The organism is Pedobacter anseongensis (assembly GCF_037482965.1).
Lineage (GTDB): Bacteria > Bacteroidota > Bacteroidia > Sphingobacteriales > Sphingobacteriaceae > Pedobacter > Pedobacter anseongensis.
Genome location: NZ_JBBHKB010000002.1, coordinates 1 through 19,782, shown reverse-complemented (window position 1 = coordinate 19,782; position 19,782 = coordinate 1). Strand labels below are relative to the sequence as shown.

Here is a 19,782-nt window from a genome sequence, read left to right as displayed (position 1 = left end):
TATGTCGAATTTTATTTTAGTGAACGATGAGTTTGTAAATGCTGATCAACCCGTGTTGAAGGCGTCTAATAGGGGCTTTAGATTTGGCGATGGCGTTTTCGAATCGATGCGAATGTGTAATGGAAAACTACAATTTGCCGAATTACATGCAGACCGGCTAAGGGCAGCAATGAAAGCCATTAAATTAGATGGATATGCTTTATTCGATGAGTATTTTTTAAAGCAAAAGACTGTTGAGTTGGCAAGAAAGAATAAATTTAATGGTAATGTTAGGTTTCGGTTATCCGTTTATCGAGATGGTGAAGGCCTTTATACACCATTGAGCAATAAACCAGGGTATATACTCGAATCGACACCGTTAAGCAACGCAAATTATGAGCTTAACCAAAAGGGCTTAATCATCGATGTATACGACGAAATCACAAAGCCGATTAATAAATTAGCTAATTACAAAACAACTAATGCGCTATTGTATATAATGGCCGGTTTATATCAGCAGCAACATCGGTTAGACGAAGCTATTATTTTAAATCAAAATGGTTTTTTATGTGAAAGTACGAGCTCTAATGTATTTGTGGTGTATCAGAATCAGATGTATACACCTGCATTAGCTGAAGGTTGTGTTGCTGGAGTGATGCGAGCTGTAATCTTAAAACTCGCTAAAATGAACGATATTCCAGTTGTTGAAGCACAGATTAGTCCAGAAATCTTAAAAGAGGCAGACGAAGTCTTCGTAACAAATGCAAGCGCTGGTGTTCGATGGGTAATGGGTTATGGGAGAAAACGTTATTTTAATGAGATGGCGAAAACTATAACCTCATTCCTCGTAAAAACTCATCAATAAGCATTCTTTTTTTTCCTTCGAACTGTACATCCGTAACTTTAATAAATCCATCTTTAGTAGCAAATTTAAGGTAGGTTTTGCCATCCGTTAAAAAAGCGCCAGGAGATATGCCAGGTTCTTGATTATCTGGCTCCCCATTAAAAATTTTTAAGGTTTTATCGTTTAAGCTGGTAAAAGCTGTAGGGTAAGGACTTAAACCTCTAATGTGGTTATAAACGGTTTGGTTAGGCTGATTCCAATTTATCTTGCAAAACTCTTTAAAAATCTTAGGGGCTTGTTTTAATTCTTCACTTTGCGGCTGGGGTACTTCGTTATAGTTATCAGCCGCTATAGCTTTAACTGTTTTAACTAATAAATTAGCCCCTAAGACCATCAGTTTATCGTGCAAGCTTCCAGCAGTTTCATCATCAGCAATTGTAATTGCATCCGAAAAAATAATATCTCCAGTATCTATCTCTTGCTTAAGAAAAAAGGTAGTTACTCCTGTTTCGTGTTCCCCATTAATAAGTACATGATTTATTGGTGCCGCACCCCTATATTGAGGTAATAGTGATCCATGTAAATTTATAGTTCCTTTTGCTGGCATTTGCCAAACCACTTCGGGCAACATTCTAAAGGCAACTACCACAAATAAATCGGCGTTTAGTGCTTTTAGTTCTTCGAGAAATAAGGGATCTTTTAATTTTATGGGTTGCAAAACGGGAAGTCCATTTTCTTGGGCATATTTTTTCACTGCACTCTCATTCAATTTCTGACCCCTTCCGGCAGGTTTATCAGCAGCGGTAACTACCCCCACAATTTCTAAACCTTCTTGTTGTAAGTAACTTAAGGAAGTGACTGCAAACTCGGGCGTACCCATAAAAACTATTTTCATCTTTTTCTGTTATTTGTTTTTCAATGGTGATGAAGCTATTATGAGTAAGTTGATTTTAAAAGTAGGGGGTTTACTCCTAATGGTTTCATCTTTTTCTGTTATTGTTTTTCAATGGTGATGAAGCTATTATGAGTAAGTTGATTTTAAAAGTAAGGGGTTTACTCCTAATGGTTTCATCTTTTTCTGTTATTTCTTTGCAATTTAACTCATTTTTCTAAATTAATATGGTTCCAACCTCAGAGATTATCGATTCGAGTAACTTAGTTTTTGTGCATCACAGTATGTCTGGCATTTATAGGAAAGGTATGCCAGGTAAATTTTATTATGTAGATAAATATGGAGATCGTATCACAAATGAAAAGGATTTAGAAAGGATTAAAAAATTAGTGCTCCCACCAGCATGGAAAGAAGTGTGGATTTCGCCAAAAAAAAATGGCTACTTACAAGCGACTGGTATTGATGCAGCAGGCCGTAAACAGTATCGTTACCATACTGATTGGACCACGAGAAAATCTGACCATAAATATTTCAGACTATTAGAATTTGGAAAAGCCTTGCCAATGGCGCGTCGCCAAATTGCGAAAGATTTGCGAAGAAAAAATTTCGATGAGCGGAAAGTGTTAGCGATTTGTAGTGAAGTGATGCAGAAAACCTTGATTCGAATAGGAAACAAAACGTATAAAAAGGCATATGGAAGTTATGGTTTAAGCACGCTAAAAGATCAGCATTTTAAACAAAATGGCGTAAAAGCAACCCTCAGTTTCGTAGGTAAAAAAGGAGTAAAACAGGAAATTGAACTTAATGATAAGAATTTAATCAAATTAGTTAAGCAATGTAAAGATATACCAGGACAAGAATTATTTCAATTTTACACCAATGGTAAAGCACATAAAGCAATCGACTCGGGTATGGTAAATAACTATATCAGAGAAATTACCAATTGCGATTTTACCGCAAAAGATTTTAGAACTTGGGGAGGAACCTTAGAAGCTTTAAGGCAATTGGCTTGTTTTACCGATCAATATCCAGAAATGTCGAAAAAAAAGATTATTGTTGAGGTTTTAGATGTGGTAGCTGCAAAATTAGGGAATACCAGAGCGGTTTGTAAAAGCTCTTATGTGTATCCATTGTTGTTAGAAACATTCGAAAAAGAGGGATTAACCAAATATTTGAAAAAAATAAATAGCACAACATCACAAGAGAATGATGAGAAAGTACTACTGCAGTTTTTAAAGGAAACTTCGAAAAAGTCGTCCTAGCATGAGATGGTTTAAATGAATATTGAGTACTGATACTGAGTAGATAGTATTTAGATAGGATGCAAAGACCGTGATTCTTAAAATATTCGTCATTCTGAGGTACGAAGCAATCTCTTTACTGTTATGTCACTTTAAGATTGCTTCGTACCTCGCAATGACGATTCGCCTATTGAATGCACTGGTTGCTCGCTAATTTCTTTTTGCTTCGCAGGATTTTTAGTCTTTGCCATAGCAGAATCCTTTTTATACACTTTATCTTCGGGCTTTTTAACCGCTTTATCGCCTTTATCTACTTTTCCCTTTGGCTGCGGTTCTAAATAATTGCTAGGCTTATTGCTCTTTTTATTTTCTTCAGTGTTCATCGCTTCCATTTTATGGATAAAGCAAATACTTTTTACGCATTTGTTTGTATTGCCTCAATCCGGGTTCCCAACTTGCGCGGATTTCTTTTTCAGATTTTCCGTCGATAATTTGTTGTCTAAAATCTCCCACCCCAATTAACTTTTCAATACTTCCCATTTGCTTACTTAAACTGGATTTAAAAAAGTTCTCTTTTTGTGGGGATGCTTTATACAACTCTATAACCCAGGCAATATTAATTTGTTTGGTTTTCCTAAAAATAGACGTATCGTAATTTCTTAAATCTAATCCATAGCACACCTCATCCATAAACAATGGCGTTTCGGCCATCCCTTTTATACCCGTTGGGGTATATGAAAAATCATAAATTCCTTTCAGATATGGAGCACCTAAAACCGTAAAAGGAAATTGTGTGCCACGACCATGATTTAAATAGATGCCCTCGAATAAACAGGTACTTGGATACAATAAAATAGACTGTGCAGTATTTAAATTTGGCGATGGCTTAATGGGTAAAACATACGGCATATCGTGTGTATAATTTGCATTTTTAATAACCGTAATCTTACATTTCACTTTATCTTTTAACCATCCCTCCCCATTTAACATTTGCGCATACTCTCCAACAGTTAAACCATGTACAATTGGAATGGGTTGTACACCAATGCCCGATTTATGTTTTGGGTCTAAAATTGGCCCGTCAACGTAAAAGCCGTTCGGATTTGGCCGGTCTAAAATCATCACTTCCTTATTATTTACCGCACAAGCTTCCATTAAATGCTGTAATGAATTAATGTAGGTATAAAAACGAACGCCCACGTCTTGAATATCAAAAATTACAATATCTACATCGGCTAATTCTTCCTTTGTTGGGGTATTGTGTTTGCCGTATAATGAGATCTCTTTAATTCCTGTTTTTGCATCAATTGCATCATCTACATGAACGCCTGCACTTGCATTGCCCCTAAAACCATGCTCTGGACCAAAAATTTTAACGATATTAATCTTATGTTTTAATAAAACATCCACGGTGGTTTCATTGCCTATTACCGAAGTTTGGTTGGCTAATATGGCTATACGTTTTCCTTTTAATAACGGTAAGTAGAGTTTAGTTTGTTCGGCACCCGTTTTAATCGCCGTGGAGGTTTTAATTGCATCTTTTGGTTTTTGTGCACAGGCGCTGAAAGTGAAAATAGCTAAAAAAAGGGTGTATAAAAGTGTTGTGTTCTTCATCTTTGGTTTTTTAAAATAATTATGTGCGAAATCGAAATCGAATCAGCACTTTTGCTAAGTTACAATTTATTACAAAATTTGAACATAGAATATTTTATTTCGAGGCGTATTGCCATTAAATCAGAACGTACATTTTCTAAATTGATTGTGCGGATTGCCATTGCTGGGGTAATGCTTAGCCTTGCGGTGATGATTCTATCAGTAGCCATTATTACTGGTTTTAAAAATGAAATTCAAAATAAGGTAAGGGGATTTGTTGGCGATATCCAGATTTATCGTTTTGATTTAAATGGCTCTTTCGAAAAAGCTCCTTTTGTTCCTAATGATACCACACTGGCTAACCTGAAAAATAACGCTAACATTGTTTCTTTTTACCCATTTGCTACTACCTCGGCAATTATTGCTGCAAATGATGAAGTGGAAGGCATAAATTTTAAAGGAATAGACGAGACTTATGACTGGAGTTTTATAAAGAACCATTTGGTAAGTGGAACGATTATAAATTTTAAAGATCCTGCTAAAAATGAGATTTTAATTTCGCAATATACAGCAAAACGTTTAAAGCTTAAACTGGGCGACAGTTTTATCATGCATTTTATTAAGAACCCCCCAAAGGCTCGTAAATTTACTATTGTAGGTATTTATAATATTGGGATAGAAAGCATCGATAAGATTTTTGTAGTAGGCAACATCAAAATCGTGAGGGACGTAGGTAATTGGGATCCAAATTTGATAGGAGGTATTGAAGTTAGGATTAAGAACTTTGCCGACTTAAGGCCTGTGTCTGATCAGGTCTATAGCAATTTAGAGCTTAAACTACGCTCACGCTCAGTGGAAGAAAGTACACCAGAAATTTTCCAATGGTTATCGTTACTTGATGTAAATACAAGGGTATTGCTTATTTTAATGTTAATTGTAGGTGTGATAAATATGGTTACGGCACTGTTAATTATGATATTAGAGCGAACTACTATGATCGGCCTCCTAAAGGCTTTGGGGATTTCTAACTTTAGCGTGATGAAAATTTTCTTATATAATGCGATATATTTAGTGGGTTTTGGGTTACTTTTAGGGAATATAGTAGGATTAGGTTTAGCCTTTTTGCAAAAATACCTGCATCTGTTTAAATTAGATCAAACAAACTATTATTTATCCCATGTGCCTATAGAAGTTCATTTCACTGATGTGCTATTGCTTAATATCGCTACATTGTTAATTTGCTCGTTGGTATTGTTAATTCCTTCAATGTTGGTGAGTAGGATTAGCCCCGTAAAGGCAATTAGGTTTAAGTAAATTGAGGATTAGTTAATTCTTGAGTTAGTTAAGCTGCACATTCACAAATTAAACCCTAATCCAGTCTTTCTGTTGCAAGCCCGAAAATTCAGTTCGTGTAGGTAAATTCAAGTACGGATAAGTAACTTTTGAAAGATAGAGGCCAGTAGGGTGGGCGGGCTCTAATAATTTGGGCGTTTCTTTCGTAAGGAGTAGCTGTTCAAACTCATCAACACTCATGTTACCTATGCCTATTTTAATCAGCTTGCCCATGATTATTCGAATCATTTTACCTAAAAAGCGGTTAGAAGCAATATGAAACCTTACTTGTTTGCCATCTGCAGAAGTATATAGAGAGGCTTCTTTTACAAAACAAATGGTATGATCATTTTTGTCGGGTGTAGTACAAAGTGCTCTATAATCTTGATAATTTGGTAAAAGTGAAGCTGCTTTGGCCATTTCTGTTAAATTTAACTCGAGCGGATAGTAAGAGCTTAGCTGACTTAAAAATGGATCTTTGTAAGTATGTAGATAATAATCGTATTCTCGCTGTACAGCATCAAACCGGGCATGTGGTTTTCCACCCAAAGGGATAATATCGAACACAGAAATAGTATGAGGGAGCAACTTATTTAACCTAAAAATTAAATCGAAGTCCCATTCTTGCTCAATATCTACATGAAAAAAGAATTGGCTGGCATGTACCTGCGCATCGGTGCGGCCACAACCATTAATGGTTAAGGGGGTTTTAAAAGCCTGACTTAATTTTGTTTCGATAACTTCTTGTACACTGTTTACTTTGGGCTGTTTTTGCCATCCGCTGTAGTTGTGCCCGTTGTAGGCGATATGGAAGAAGTATCTCATTAAATTACCTTCATACCAGCTTCTTCATCATCAAGCTACAACCATAATGTAATCCATCGTGCGAAACAATAAAAGTTAATGCATCTTTTACACTGTTTAAGGTAAAGCCAGCATACGTAGAAACGGTATAGGGGGTATAGTTATCGAAAACCCCGTTCTCTAAATCAATTTCTAGTTGATCGATTGTACTTAACATATAGCCTTTTAAAAGATTGATTTCTTCTTCATTAATGCTACCTTCAGGCCTTGAGCCATTTTTATAGCGGTCGATCAAATCTTCATTAATGACAAATTTTTGTCCAGCCAAGCGGTAACATAATATTTGCTGACTAACGATGACGTGACCAATTTGCCAAGCTAAATTATTGTTGAATCCTGTTGGGATCGTGTTTAATTGCTCGATTGTTAGGGTATCTAGCATCGTTAACCATTTTGTTCGACAGGCTTTAATTACTTCTATGATTTTTTGCATAATGGTGTTTAACTATGAGTATTGCGTATTGAAACTCAAATATAGAGAATGTTTTGCGTTTGAGGAACTCCCAACTATTTCTTTCCTAGCCACATTAAACTATTAATTAGCATTTTATTCTGGCTTTCACTGCCAAAACTCGATGATAGGGAAGTTGTAGTTTTTCCGTATTTGTGTTCATAATCCATATCGTTATGACCCATGTTTACGTATACCATTTTATAATTTTTATTACTCCACACTACGGGATAATAGCCATTTTGCCATATTTCGTACGCTTTTGGGCCGGTTCCCAATGGAAAACTGCTCGAATCAATAGCTAATAAAATGTTAATGTTCGGATTTTTGCGTAAATCTTTTTCCCAGCGATACCATTCGTTCGGTTGTGCGGTAAATTTCAAAGGTAGATTTTTTGTCACGCGATGTTTTGCGTTTTCTACCTTCAGCACAGCTGATGTTGGACGCCAGGTATTGCTGCCATACTGCCCAGAGCCTAAAAATTCGTCATGGTACCAATCCCAATTCTGACTATAAGCCGATGGTGTTAAGGCAAAGGCAGAAAAGTGAAAACCCATCCACCCCCCTCCATTTCCCATATACTGCTTAAATGCCGCTCTTTGTTCAGGGGCTTCTGGACGAGTATCTAAAAATAATACCACTTGGTATTTTTTTAAATACGCTGTATTTAAATTGCTCCAATTAGAAGTCGAATCATAGCTAAACCCATATTTTTTAGCCATTTCTGGAAACCATTTATTTGCCTCGTGAACAAAACTAATATGCGCTTGGTCATTTTTTCCAGTATAAAACGCAATTACGTTAAATTTTGGTTTCTGGGCATATGTAGCAACAGAAACTAGGGAGATCATTAAAAAGAGGAGTTTTTTCATCCGTTATTTCGTTCCTGTAGGCTTTGCGCCTTTAACATAAGTGTCTAGCCAAGTATTCATCTCCCAAAGCATGTGTAAAAGATTTTCTTTTGCTCTATATCCGTGTGCTTCGTAAGGCAAGTAAACAAAACGAGTTGTACCGCCATGTCCTTTAATGGCATTAAACAAGCGTTCGCTGTTAATTGGAAAGGTGCCTTGATTATCGTCCATTTCGCCATGTATTAACAATATGGGTGTTTTAATTTTATCGGCATAGCTAAATGGACTCATTTCGTAGTAAAGCTGCGGGGCTTGCCAGTAGGTACGGTCTTCGTTTTGGAAACCAAATGGTGTTAAGGTTCTGTTATATGCACCGCTTCGAGCAATACCCGCTTTAAACAAGTTCGTATGTGCCAATAGATTAGCGGTCATAAATGCCCCATAACTGTGTCCGCCAACCGCCATACGGTTTCTATCACCAATACCCATTTCAGAAAGTTTGTTGATTGCTGCTTCAGCATTTAATTTTAGTTGGTCTACAAAGGTATCATTCGGTCTTTTGCCGTCTTTTGCAACAATTGGCATTTCTGCATTATCCAATACTGCATAGCCTTGTGTGACGAAGAATAGCGGTCCGCCAGAACTAATCGTAGTAAATCGATCTTGCGAACCTCTAATTTGAGCCGCATCAGCAGCTGAATTAAATTCGCGTGGATAAGCCCATATTAAAACCGGTAAAGGGCCGTCTTTTGCTTTATCGTAACCTTTAGGTAAATATAAATCGCCCGTTAAATCAATCCCATCTGCACGCTTATACGAGATTTTTTCCTTTTTAACTCCTTCCATTTGCGAATAGGGATTAGCAAATGAGGTGATAGGCTTGTCGGCTATACGCAGCATCAAGTTTTTGATATAATAGTTAGGCACATCTTTCTGGCTCTCTTTACGGGTTATAAGTACCAATTTTTGAGGGTCTAGCACATCGGTAACCATCTCGAAAGCACCAGGTTGTGCACGCCATAAGATTTCTGATTTTTTAGTAGCTAAATCGAATTTAGCAAGAAAAGGTAAATCGCCTTTCGCTGATGCACCCGTAGTGTTATTTAATAAAAGCTTAGTGCCGTTTTCTATTGTTAAAATTACTTGTCGGCCGAATTTATTTTTTTCAGTTACCGGACTTCCTGGATTGTTGTATGCATCGTTTGTACTTAATTCGTACAAGGTTTCGATGGCTCCTGTAGTTGGATTAAAACGGCTCGTTCTCGACATTTGATTGGTTCTTGAGCTTTCTCTTACTAAGGCAAAATTTGCATTTCCCCAGCTAATGCCGCCAAAACGCATTTTGGTTTTTAATAATTCTTTAGGCGAACCTGTAAAAGGTGCCGATAAAAATACTACTGCATCATGAAAAGGAACATTCTTTTTGATCAATCCACTATCTAAAGCCACTGTCCACGTAATTGTCGCTGCTTCATCGTCTCTCCAGTCGAAACCACGAGGTACATTTTGTACATTGTCATTCCCTGTTGGTCTAACTTCGGTCGATGGCAAATCAGCCAGTACCTTAACCACTTTACCAGCTCTATCGGTAATTGATACTGTAGAAGGGAAACCTCCTGCCGATACCAAATATGAAAAAGGTTTTTTAATCTTACGAACCATCATGTAGGTTTTATCAGGGGATAAACTTATACTACTGTAAATTGCTGGTTTGCCAATTGGAGTTTCTATGCCCGCTCTATTTTGCACCAATTGTGAAGTTGCAAAAAACTCGAACAATTGCTCGTCATATGGGGATTTAATTAAATCTTGTAAAGTAGCACTTGGGGCTGCTTTACCTAAACTTTGCTGAATGGTTGGACCTTTAGGTGCTAAGGGCCTAACTGGTGCCAAATTGGCGGCTTTTGTGGTTACACGATACAATAAGGTATTGTCGTCGACCCAAGTTATACCACCGCCCATAATTGCATTTATTGGTTGTTTGTTAACTTTAAGCGCCTTTCCTGTGGCTACATCAATAATATAAAGGTCTATTCTAGTTTGCGAAGTATGGGTAACGGCAATTTTGGTCTCGCTAGGGTTCCAGTTCCCTCCACCAGCATAAAGCGGACTAGGCAAGCCAGTTACGGCCATTGTTTTTCCTGTTTTAATATTCTTTAAACTGAAATTGTTGATATAGGTTTGCCTGCTAGGCGAATAATTATTGGGATTAATACGCATACCAGCAATACGGTATTCGGGCATGGCTAATTCTTCTACCGAAGGGTAGGAGTTGCGCTCGCTGAATAACATCCATTCGGCCTTGCTATCAATGCTTACGCCTGGTGTTGGTTTAGCCAATAGTAAATCTGAAATTGCTTTTGGTGGGAGTTGATAATTTATTGCATCTTGGGCAAATAATCCAATGCTCAATGAAATTAAAAAGAGGTTGAGTATGAGTTTTTTCATGTCAATACGTTAAGCTTTAAACTTACGTATTTTTGAAGGAAGATTTAAAATTGTATCGAAAATTTGATATGAAACTCATCCAATGATGCAGTATAGTAGGGTGTACATAGCGAAATGTTTATATCCTACTCCGAAAATGTAAGCTTAGCCTTCGAAACTTCCGGCTTATTTTTATCCAAAGTTGGATAGGGTGTGATTTCTTCCAACTTAATTTTGTAGGTAGTTCCGTTTAATTGTATCGTTTTTGGTAGAGGCACTGATAATACATCACAGGCACCTAAACACATGGTAATTTCTTGTTCTTTTACATCGTCTTTAAACTTAATTTTTACAGATGCATTGCCCTGCCATATGCAGTCTGCATTTATTGGGCAACGACTATCTTTAAAATCTGATGCGGTAATAGCTATAGTTTTACCTTGATGCACAACGGTTTTCGTTTCCTTATCTGTAAGGAGAATTGTACCTGTTAAGCTTCGTGCATCCGATTTTTCGCATGCTTGTACAAATACTAAAATTGTAAGTAATGTAATAATACTTAATAATGCTGTTTTGGTTTTTTTGATAGACATAAGATAGTAGATATAGGGTCTTTTACTTAATTTTCTTTAATCGATATTGATAATAATTGCTAGGATTGGGTTTATACGCAGTTTCAAGGAAAGTTTTGATGAGGATTAAACTATCTCCTTTAACTTCATAGCTGTAATCTCCAGTTAAAATAGTATTCCAGTCGAAATTAGCAGTATAAAATAGTTCGTCATAAAATTTAACCATACCGCTCCTGCCAACCTCAAAAGGTCCCAAACCAGCGCCGCCTTTATTGGTAATGAAACGTCTGTTATCTAATATAACCTCAAAATCGCTAATTTTTTCTTTTTTATTTTCTAAGGTTCTAAAGGTTCCCGAATAGGTTCCATCAAGAACCAAAGGTATTTCTTCCTTTTCGCAGGCAGTTAAAGCGAATGCAAGCGTCGACACGTAGAGCAGTTTCTTCATTTGTATAGGTTTGGTTCAAAAATTCAAGGTTTCATTTGTGTGTTGGTATTAATACGAGTTTGAGGTTGAAAACGTTACAGGCAATTTAACAAAATCGTAAATTAGTGAATTAGCAAATTAGCACATCCTCAAATTAATAAGTAAATTTGCCTTTCATCAAAAAAAGCAGAAGCGTGTCTTTAGAACAGTTAAAATTAAGTAAGCCATTAATCTCAGCCATGACAGCGGCGGGGTATCTAAGTCCAAAAGAAATTCAGGCCAGAAGTATGTCGCGTATTTTAGGTGGGCAAGATATTATTGGGGTTGGGCCAGAGGGCTGCGGTAAAACAACTACCTATGTTCTTGGCGTTTTGATGCGCATAAAATATGGATTTGAAGAAGCGCCACGTGCACTAATTTTAGTGCCTACTAAAGAACGTGTGCTCGAGGTGGTTGATCAATTTAATTTATTAAACCGTAATACAAGTATTCGTATTGTTGGGATTCATGCTGATGGAGCCATGGAAACGCAAATTAATGAACTTACCGACGGGGTAGATATTGTTGTGGCTGTTCCAGCTCGTGCGCGTGCTATTTATCTGAAATTAGGTTTAAACACTAACAAAATCCAAACTTTGGTAGTCGACGATGCTGCCGAAATGGTACGCTCTGGCATGCAGTTAGCGATTAATGAATTGGCCAATAGCATACAAAAATGCCAACATCTCATCTTTACTGAAGTAATTCACGATCGACTGTATAAAATGATCGATTCTTTCATGAAACAACCTACTTTGATCGAAGTTGAAGAATTAAACGAAAAGAAAGTCGAAACCCATACACAATTGCTGTATCACGTACCGAATTTCAGAACAAAACTTAATCTTTTAAATTTGTTATTAAAGGATAAAGAAATTTTTAATAAAGTGGTTGTATTTGTAAATACTCGCCTAACTGCACAAACTTTAGCTAAAGATTTATTTGATGGTAAGGCACTTGATATTTTCGTTTATAAGCCTTTGTTTTTTGATGAACCAGGCTTTGATGCCATTGAAGACTTCAAAGAAGATGCAGAAGCTAGAGTGTTAATTGTGGCAAATGAGAATCTTACTAGCTTAGACATTTCAGGCATTCCCTTCATTTTCCATTTCGAGTTGCCAGAGCAAAAGGAAACCTATTTAAATCGAGTACTAAAACAGAATGATGAAGATGTGGTAGCGATAACGTTTACTACCGATTTAGAATTGCCAACCGTTAGGAAGATCGAACAAGCTATAGGCCAGAAAATAGAAATAGCCGATTTGCCTTCAGACTTATTAATAGAAGAGGTAACCAAAGCAAGTTCGCAAAAAAAGAAACAAACGAAAGAACAAGCCGAAGAAGAAGCTTATCAAGATGCCGCTTTTCATAAAAGAAAAGAAAGTAATGCAAAAACTTCCAATTATGGGATTGGGCAAAAGGCGATTATGAATAAGAAGAAGAAGCATGGGTAGGATTTGCAGAAATTCTTATCTTTGAAAAAACAATATCCCCAATGCACGACAAAATAGAAGAAACGGACAATCAAGAAACCACACCAACCCTTATCGTAACCGAAGATATGCGTAGTTATATTTACGATACCACAAAATGGACTAACTTTCTAGCGATTTTTGGCTTTGTAGTATCAGGATTTTTAGTTTTAACAGCCTTTACTATCGGACCGGCTATGACCACCGACCCTAAGTTAGCTGAGGCCATGGCTGCATCAAAATTAAGTCCAGTTGTCCTCACTATTTCCTGTTTGATCTTTGCCTTTGCCGTATTTTATCCAAGCCTATTACTCTTTAAATACACCAGTAAAGCAAAACTCGGTGTTTTATATGGCGAACAAGCCAGCTTAAACGAAGCCTTTGGCAAAATTAAATCGTTATTTAAATTTTGGGGCATCATTACCCTAATTGGTAGCTTGTTGTATGTTATGCTTATTATACTTACCGCAATCGGCTAATGGTTATCTGTTTAATTTGACTAAAGTTTTATCATATAATTTATCGGTTACCCCTTTTAATTTCTCAACTGGGACTTTAATTACTTTTCGATCATAAGTCATTAAGCCATTGGTTTCTATTTCTACATCTGTAGTCTGCGTGTATACTGCCGCCGATAATCCTTTTTGGATAAGCACTGCTAATCGATCCATAAATGTCGAATATTTGGCAAATAATTCATCTGCATTTTTAAAGGTTTGATAACCCCAATTGTTGTTGTCTTGCCAAGTATGATTAAGCACAGGTAAACCTAAGCCGCCGAATTCTCCAAGAACAATTGCTTGCGTTTTACCAAATATATCTGGTCTTGGCATTTTAGGTTCAGGATAATTATGTAAGTCAACAATATCGCCAGTTACCTCGAAATTACCTCCACTTGCACTATTTACCAATCTTGAAGGATCTTTTTTCTTGGTCCATTCCGTAATTTCTTTAGTTTTAAATTGTCCCCATGCTTCATTAAAGGGTACCCAAACTACAATAGAAGGGAAGTTATGTAAGGCATCCATAATATTATTCCAGTCTTTTCTATAACTCGCTTCCGAAGCTGGTGTTCTATCTTTATCTGTACCGCCATAATCGCCTACCCGCATTTCCCATTTATTGCCTAAATCACCGCTTGGCATATCTTGCCATACTAAAACACCTTGCTTATCGCACTCGTAATACCAGCGTGCAGGTTCTACTTTAATGTGCTTGCGGATCATGTTGAAACCCATTTCTTTGGTTTTGGTGATGTCGAACTTTAAGGCTTCATCCGTTGGTGCGGTATATAAACCATCTGGCCACCAACCCTGATCGAGTGGACCATATTGAAAAGTAAATTCATTATTTAGCAACATTCGCATTGTGCCATCTTTATCTTTTCCTAATGATGATTTACGCATGGCGAAATAGCTTTTCGCTTGGTCGATTACTTTTCCACCTCGAACCACCTCTATCGTTAAATCGTATAAAAAAGGGTGGGTGGGCGACCATAGCTTTTGTTCTTGAAGACTAAGCGTAGCTTCCTGATTAGGTGCGGCTTCTACGAAAGCTACTTTATTTGCGCCATCATAAGCACTTATCCTTACTTTATCATCCGCCAGTACGTTGGTAACTTTTGTAAATAGGTTCAAGCTTTTGGCGTCAATATCAGGCGTTTGCCTAGTTGATACAATGTGTGTTGAGGCCACACTCTCTATCCAAACCGTTTGCCAGATACCGGTTACCGGGGTATACCAAATGCCACTCGGTTTTACCACTTGTTTGCCACGAGGCTGAGGTCCCTTGTCTGACGGATCCCAAACACGAAGGGCAATTTCTTGCTTACTGCCTTTTTTTAGAAAAGGAGTAATATTGAATGAGAAAGGATCAAATCCACCTTCATGGCTTCCTGCCAAAGCTCCGTTTACATAAACGTCTGTACGCCAATCTACAGCTCCAAAATGAAGTTGAATGGAATTTTTCATTTTGCCAATGTCAATGGTGGTATGATACCATAATAAATTTTCTTCACCTACGGTTTTGCCTACACCAGACAGTGATGATTCGATGGCAAAGGGTACTAGAATTTTACCATCCCATAGTTTTGGCATAGCCGTATCTTCTTTTTTGATGATGGCGTAATCCCACAAACCATTTAAATTTTTCCAATTATTATCGCGCACCAATTGCGGACGGGGGTATTCAGGTAAAGGCTTTGTAGGATCTACTTTTTCGGCCCATGGTGATGCAATTTTACCAGAAACGGGTTTCCATGTTTGGGCGGTAGCGGTAAAGGAGATTAAAAAGCTGAGTGCAATTAAGCAAGTAGAAAATTTCATTGAGAAAACATTTGGTTAGCCTAAGATACAATTTTCTGATTAATTCGCATTGTATGTGCTATCTAGTGTCGTAGCATCGTAACAACAAACTAAAATTTTATTTTCATTTCAACATGTTAATTTTATTAACCTATAGTTAATAATTGATAAGTTTTGCAATTAAAAAAAGAAGTTTCTATTTTTACTCACATTAGGTATAAGGTAATATCAACCTTATAAATCATAATACTGCTCTAAATTAACGCTATGAACTCTCTCCCAAATTCAAGCCATTCTGTGGCTTTAGGTATCTTTATACCTAGTTTTTCTAGATTTTTATTGAAGTTTAATTTCACTAAGCGCTATGCACTCGCATTATGTGCAACTATTATTTTGCTTTTTACAACTGGGCGGGCGAATGGCCAAACTCAATTTTGGAGCGATACTTTTGAAGATACTAACGCACCGAGTGCGGGTACACGCACTGCCTCCTTAAATACAGGTGGCCCTTCGGTTCCCTATGCTTATTATTTTTTAAGAACGGATGGTACTAATCTTAATTTACAAGCTCCCTTTCCTGGTGATAATTTTACAACTTATCAGAATGTTCAAGGAAGTAAATTTTGGGCAGGTGAGGATACCGACAGGGTAAGAAGTGGAGTTACTGATGTAAATGATAAAGTCCAGAAGATTGAGTGGACAGGGATCAATATTAGTGGGAAATCTGGAATGAGTTTTAAAGGGTTATTCGCATCACACCGAAGCATGGGTTGGCAAAATATTGTTTTCGGTGCGACTTATGATTTTTTGAGGGTAGAGTATAGCATCGATGGGGGCGCTTGGACTAGGATTGGTTCTTTTGTTGGAGATGCATCATCAACTAATGCAGGTTATCTAAAAGAAGATACCGATGATAACAAAATTGGAGATGGCACTGAACTTAACAAAACGTTTCAAGAATTTTCGTGGCCAATTACTGGCACTGGTACTACAATGTCGCTCCGTTTTACCGTAAGCGCTGATGCAAGCGCAACCCAAGAGTTCGCAATTGATAATTTCAGGCTTTTTGAGTCGGCAGCTCCTGCTCCTTCTTTTACTGCTCAGCCCTCTAACAGTTCGGTTTGTGCCGGTTCAAATTCTACTTTTTCGGTGACCGCAAGTAACGCGACAAGCTATCAATGGCAAGTTTCTACTAATGGGGGTTCCACATTTAATGCATTGAGTAACAATTCTCCATATTCTGGTGTTACCACAACTACATTAACCATAACAGGTGCAACGGCAGGATTGAACGCTTATCAGTACAAATGCGTAGCTACCGGTAGTGGTTCTGCTACTTCTAATGCAGCTACACTTACCGTTAATTCCGCACCCAGTATTAGTTCTCATCCAGTTAATAGTACCCTTTGCGCCGGATCGAATACAACCTTTGGTGTAACAGCCAGCAATGCGTTAAGTTACCAGTGGCAGGTAGATCAGGGTGCTGGGTTTAGTAATATTACTAACAACGCTACCTATTCTGGAGCAACTACATCAACCTTAACGATAACCGCAGCTTCAGCTTCATTGAGTGGCTATAGCTATAGAGTGATAGCTACCGGAACTTGTTCTCCTGTAGCAGCCTCTAGCGCTGCCACTTTAATCGTTAACGCGGCTCCCAATATATCTTCACATCCATCAAACTCGAGCATTACGGCAGGTTCTTCGACTACCTTTACCACAACTGCAAGTGGGGTAACTAGTTATCAATGGCAAATAAATACGGGTTCAGGGTTTTCAAATATAACCAATGGAGCACCTTATTCTGGCGCAACCACCGCTACCCTTACCATAAGTAATGCTACAGTAGGATTGAATAGCTATCAATATCGTGTTATCGCCTCTGGTACCTGTACGCCAGCAGCTACCTCGAATGCAGCTACATTAACAGTTGCCAGTGCTGGGACTTTAGAAACCTTCCCCAGTATCGGAAATAATGCTAGCGCTTTTACCAATGGAGTTAGTGGTATGAAATATACTTTTACTGGAAGTTTACATGGTACAATATATGCCAATTTGGGCCATAATGCCGACGATTTTATTGTTTCCAATGATGGAAATTGCTTGTCGGCCGCCGGTACAGTTGGCAGCATTAAATCCGCTACGGCTGGATATATGAAAATTAAGAGTTTATGGGTTTTCCCTTCGTCAAATTGTAATACCGTTACAAATGGTGGAGCCGTTACCTTCACGGGTAGAAAATCAGGTGTAGATGTATATACAGTTACTTTGCCTTCGGCCTCCATTAATACTTTACAAAGTAATAACCAGGGTTTTACCTTAGTCGATTTTAGCTCAACAGCAAATGGAAATTCGAATGTCACGAACATAGAGGTTGATGAAATTATGGTAGCCGTAGGTGGAACCTTACGCTATGCCGCAATAGATGATATTACTTATACATTTGCTCCCTTAACACAATCTACTAATGTAAGCTTCGCTTCAACCACCACCACTACGAGTACTGCAAGCTGGGTAAACGGAACTGGTACTTCGAGAGCTGTGTTTATGCGAGCGGCATCTTCTGGTACAGCTACACCTGTAAATAACACAACTTATACCGCAAATGCTATTTTCGGATCAGGAACACAGATTGGTGCAACCGGTTGGTTCTGTGTCTATAAAGGGACTGGTACTTCAGTAAATATTACTGGCCTCACTGCAGGTACCAGCTATCAGGTAATGACCATTGAATATAATGGAGCTGTAGGAAGTGAACAATACCAAACAACAACTGCTACAAATAATCCAACTACCTTAACTACAACTGCTGCACCAGTTGCGGTATCGTTATCAACATCACCAACACTAACCTTTACCAGTGGTGATGGTATGTCTACGATGGCGGTGGATGGAAATGGAAACTCTGCAACTATCAGCGATCTTGATCTACAAATTTTTGCAGGAGATAAAAGCACCGGTGTTTATTCGACAGGAGCAACGATGAGATGGGAAAATGATCAATATCTCTCTTCTCCTAATGGATTTAATGGAATTACACCCGGGCCTGACCCTGCCACTACGTTGAATGGTTTTTCGGCACTTGTGATAAAAAGTTCAAGTCAAGCAGCAAACTTCTCCTTAAAATCGATTCAATTGCAAGATTGGGGAGCAGTTGGACCAGTTCGAATTGCTGGATATAATAATGGAACCCTTGTAGGTTTTGTATCCACAACGCTGCCATCCAACGGAGATGGAGTAACTAAAAATCAATCAGGAGAATTAACGCCAGCTTATTTTAACGATATCGACGAGGTTCGTATTTTTTCGAATTCAGTAAACATTTACGTGGCTGTGAATAATATACAGGTTGGTACTCCGATAGCCACAGCGGTGCCAACCATTACAAGCGCAACATATAATGCTTCTACTGGGGTGCTTGCTGTAACGGGCGCAAATATGATTACAGGCGATACCATAGACCCAACCAAACTTTCTATTGCAGGACAGGGCGGCAGTTACACGCTAACCTCTGGCAACGTTACGGCAAGCAGTGCGACGGCAGTTAGCATTACCTTAAATGCCGCAGACCGCTTGAATATAAATGGAATTTTAAATAATAATGGTACGTCTGCTGTAGATGTTACAGCCTATAATCTCGCCGCTGCTGCTAATTGGAATGCAACTACCACATCTGCTGCAGATTTAACGGGAAATGCAATCACGGTAAGTAATGTTTCTGCACCAACCATCACCTCAGCAACTTATGATGCTTCTACAAATGTACTTTCAGTTACTGGAACGGGGTTAGTAAAAACAGTTGGCGCCACTAATGACATTACGGTAAGTAAATTAACCATTACAGGAAATAACGGGATAACCAGAACCTTGACAACAACAGGTAATGTAGAAGTTACCAGCGCAACATCATTCTCGGTTACTTTAAGTGGGGCCGATATTGCCGCAGTAAGTGCCTTGTTAAATAAAAATGGAATATCCTCGATATCAAATACTACTTATAATCTCTCGGCTGCAGACGATTGGAATTCGGTAATTACAGGAGGTAATATTGCCGATCTAATCGCAAATGGAATTACAGTTAGTAATGTAAGTATTACAGGCCCAACAGCAAGTGCTAATGCACAAACTAATGTTTTATGCTTTGGCGGCAGTAATGGCTCAGCTACAGTACTAGCTTCAGGAGGTACTGGACCTTATACCTATTCATGGGCACCAAGTGGTGGTACAGCAGCTACGGCCACTGGATTGGTAGCCGGCACCTATACCGTAACGGTAACTGATGCGAATAATTTACAAGCTACACAGAATTTCACAATTACCGAGCCGGCGAGTGCGATTAGCCTAACCGCGGGTTCACAGACCAATATCAGCTGCTTTGGCGGCAGCAACGGCACCGCTTCGGTATCCCCAACGGGCGGTACACCGGGCTATACCTATTCATGGGCGCCGAGCGGCGGTACAGCGGCTACGGCCACTGGATTGGTAGCCGGTAGCT

16 protein-coding genes are annotated in these 19,782 nt (G+C 38.3%); 6 read left to right on the top strand and 10 right to left on the bottom strand.

The window, feature by feature from the left end; translation table 11 throughout:
- Position 1: 1 nt before the first annotated feature.
- Positions 2-844: an aminotransferase class IV gene (locus WG904_RS07170; RefSeq protein WP_339578633.1), complete on the top strand. Its 843-nt coding sequence runs from the start codon at positions 2-4 to the stop codon at positions 842-844.
- Here the strand turns inward: WG904_RS07170 and fmt are convergent.
- The gene (fmt, locus tag WG904_RS07165) at positions 810-1,718 is read right to left on the bottom strand and encodes a methionyl-tRNA formyltransferase (RefSeq protein WP_339578632.1); all 909 of its coding nucleotides are present in this window, start codon (positions 1,716-1,718) and stop codon (positions 810-812) included. The two genes, WG904_RS07170 and fmt, sit on opposite strands and share 35 nt — an antisense overlap.
- 224 nt (positions 1,719-1,942) lie before the next feature.
- Between fmt and WG904_RS07160 the strand changes: the two genes are divergently transcribed.
- Positions 1,943-2,977, top strand: coding sequence for a DNA topoisomerase IB (locus WG904_RS07160; protein WP_339578631.1), 1,035 nt, complete (start codon positions 1,943-1,945; stop codon positions 2,975-2,977).
- A 131-nt stretch (positions 2,978-3,108) separates the two neighbouring features.
- On the opposite strand, the gene WG904_RS07155 is transcribed toward WG904_RS07160, so the two are convergent.
- Complete coding sequence (locus tag WG904_RS07155) at positions 3,109-3,339, bottom strand: hypothetical protein (RefSeq protein WP_339578630.1); 231 nt, start codon at positions 3,337-3,339, stop codon at positions 3,109-3,111.
- A 10-nt stretch (positions 3,340-3,349) separates the two neighbouring features.
- Positions 3,350-4,570: an exo-beta-N-acetylmuramidase NamZ family protein gene (locus tag WG904_RS07150; protein ID WP_339578629.1), complete on the bottom strand. Its 1,221-nt coding sequence runs from the start codon at positions 4,568-4,570 to the stop codon at positions 3,350-3,352.
- Between the two features lie 21 nt (positions 4,571-4,591).
- Between WG904_RS07150 and WG904_RS07145 the strand changes: the two genes are divergently transcribed.
- On the top strand, positions 4,592-5,863 hold the full coding sequence (locus WG904_RS07145; protein ID WP_339578628.1) for an ABC transporter permease: 1,272 nt from the start codon (positions 4,592-4,594) through the stop codon (positions 5,861-5,863).
- 48 nt (positions 5,864-5,911) lie between these two features.
- Here WG904_RS07145 and truA read toward each other — a convergent pair whose 3' ends face one another.
- From truA to WG904_RS07115, 6 genes are all read right to left on the bottom strand, one after another.
- Positions 5,912-6,706, bottom strand: a complete 795-nt coding sequence (gene truA / locus WG904_RS07140; protein ID WP_339578627.1) for a tRNA pseudouridine(38-40) synthase TruA — start codon at positions 6,704-6,706, stop codon at positions 5,912-5,914.
- A 10-nt stretch (positions 6,707-6,716) separates the two neighbouring features.
- Positions 6,717-7,178: a DinB family protein gene (locus tag WG904_RS07135; protein ID WP_339578626.1), complete on the bottom strand. Its 462-nt coding sequence runs from the start codon at positions 7,176-7,178 to the stop codon at positions 6,717-6,719.
- Between the two features lie 74 nt (positions 7,179-7,252).
- Positions 7,253-8,068: a ThuA domain-containing protein gene (locus WG904_RS07130; RefSeq protein ID WP_339578625.1), complete on the bottom strand. Its 816-nt coding sequence runs from the start codon at positions 8,066-8,068 to the stop codon at positions 7,253-7,255.
- A gap of 3 nt (positions 8,069-8,071) precedes the next feature.
- Positions 8,072-10,495 carry an alpha/beta hydrolase family protein gene (locus tag WG904_RS07125; protein ID WP_339578624.1) on the bottom strand — a complete coding sequence of 808 codons (2,424 nt, stop codon included), beginning with the start codon at positions 10,493-10,495 and terminating at the stop codon, positions 8,072-8,074.
- A gap of 125 nt (positions 10,496-10,620) precedes the next feature.
- Complete coding sequence (locus tag WG904_RS07120; protein WP_339578623.1) at positions 10,621-11,067, bottom strand: hypothetical protein; 447 nt, start codon at positions 11,065-11,067, stop codon at positions 10,621-10,623.
- Between the two features lie 22 nt (positions 11,068-11,089).
- Entirely contained in the window at positions 11,090-11,494 is a 405-nt protein-coding gene (locus WG904_RS07115; protein ID WP_339578622.1) for a hypothetical protein, read from the bottom strand.
- Between the two features lie 173 nt (positions 11,495-11,667).
- Between WG904_RS07115 and WG904_RS07110 the strand changes: the two genes are divergently transcribed.
- Both WG904_RS07110 and WG904_RS07105 read left to right on the top strand, forming a co-directional pair.
- Positions 11,668-12,966, top strand: a complete 1,299-nt coding sequence (locus tag WG904_RS07110) for a DEAD/DEAH box helicase (protein WP_339578621.1) — start codon at positions 11,668-11,670, stop codon at positions 12,964-12,966.
- A 41-nt stretch (positions 12,967-13,007) separates the two neighbouring features.
- Positions 13,008-13,463 carry a hypothetical protein gene (locus tag WG904_RS07105; protein WP_339578620.1) on the top strand — a complete coding sequence of 152 codons (456 nt, stop codon included), beginning with the start codon at positions 13,008-13,010 and terminating at the stop codon, positions 13,461-13,463.
- Between the two features lie 3 nt (positions 13,464-13,466).
- Here WG904_RS07105 and WG904_RS07100 read toward each other — a convergent pair whose 3' ends face one another.
- Positions 13,467-15,308 carry a glycoside hydrolase family 2 protein gene (locus tag WG904_RS07100; protein WP_339578619.1) on the bottom strand — a complete coding sequence of 614 codons (1,842 nt, stop codon included), beginning with the start codon at positions 15,306-15,308 and terminating at the stop codon, positions 13,467-13,469.
- 246 nt (positions 15,309-15,554) lie between these two features.
- Here WG904_RS07100 and WG904_RS07095 point away from each other — a divergent pair.
- A partial coding sequence (locus tag WG904_RS07095) for a beta strand repeat-containing protein (RefSeq protein WP_339578618.1) occupies positions 15,555-19,782 on the top strand: 4,228 nt, incomplete at its 3' end.

What these genes read in the sequence shown, in the direction of transcription:
- truA (WP_339578627.1), bottom strand. Translation starts at nt 6,706, where the DNA reads ATGAGATACTTCTTCCATATCGCCTACAACGGGCACAACTACAGCGGA.
- WG904_RS07120 (WP_339578623.1), bottom strand. Translation starts at nt 11,067, where the DNA reads ATGTCTATCAAAAAAACCAAAACAGCATTATTAAGTATTATTACATTA.
- fmt (WP_339578632.1), bottom strand. Translation starts at nt 1,718, where the DNA reads ATGAAAATAGTTTTTATGGGTACGCCCGAGTTTGCAGTCACTTCCTTA.
- WG904_RS07125 (WP_339578624.1), bottom strand. Translation starts at nt 10,495, where the DNA reads ATGAAAAAACTCATACTCAACCTCTTTTTAATTTCATTGAGCATTGGA.
- WG904_RS07105 (WP_339578620.1), top strand. Translation starts at nt 13,008, where the DNA reads ATGCACGACAAAATAGAAGAAACGGACAATCAAGAAACCACACCAACC.
- WG904_RS07170 (WP_339578633.1), top strand. Translation starts at nt 2, where the DNA reads ATGTCGAATTTTATTTTAGTGAACGATGAGTTTGTAAATGCTGATCAA.
- WG904_RS07130 (WP_339578625.1), bottom strand. Translation starts at nt 8,068, where the DNA reads ATGAAAAAACTCCTCTTTTTAATGATCTCCCTAGTTTCTGTTGCTACA.
- WG904_RS07115 (WP_339578622.1), bottom strand. Translation starts at nt 11,494, where the DNA reads ATGAAGAAACTGCTCTACGTGTCGACGCTTGCATTCGCTTTAACTGCC.
- WG904_RS07155 (WP_339578630.1), bottom strand. Translation starts at nt 3,339, where the DNA reads ATGAACACTGAAGAAAATAAAAAGAGCAATAAGCCTAGCAATTATTTA.
- WG904_RS07100 (WP_339578619.1), bottom strand. Translation starts at nt 15,308, where the DNA reads ATGAAATTTTCTACTTGCTTAATTGCACTCAGCTTTTTAATCTCCTTT.
- WG904_RS07135 (WP_339578626.1), bottom strand. Translation starts at nt 7,178, where the DNA reads ATGCAAAAAATCATAGAAGTAATTAAAGCCTGTCGAACAAAATGGTTA.
- WG904_RS07160 (WP_339578631.1), top strand. Translation starts at nt 1,943, where the DNA reads ATGGTTCCAACCTCAGAGATTATCGATTCGAGTAACTTAGTTTTTGTG.
- WG904_RS07150 (WP_339578629.1), bottom strand. Translation starts at nt 4,570, where the DNA reads ATGAAGAACACAACACTTTTATACACCCTTTTTTTAGCTATTTTCACT.
- WG904_RS07145 (WP_339578628.1), top strand. Translation starts at nt 4,592, where the DNA reads ATGTGCGAAATCGAAATCGAATCAGCACTTTTGCTAAGTTACAATTTA.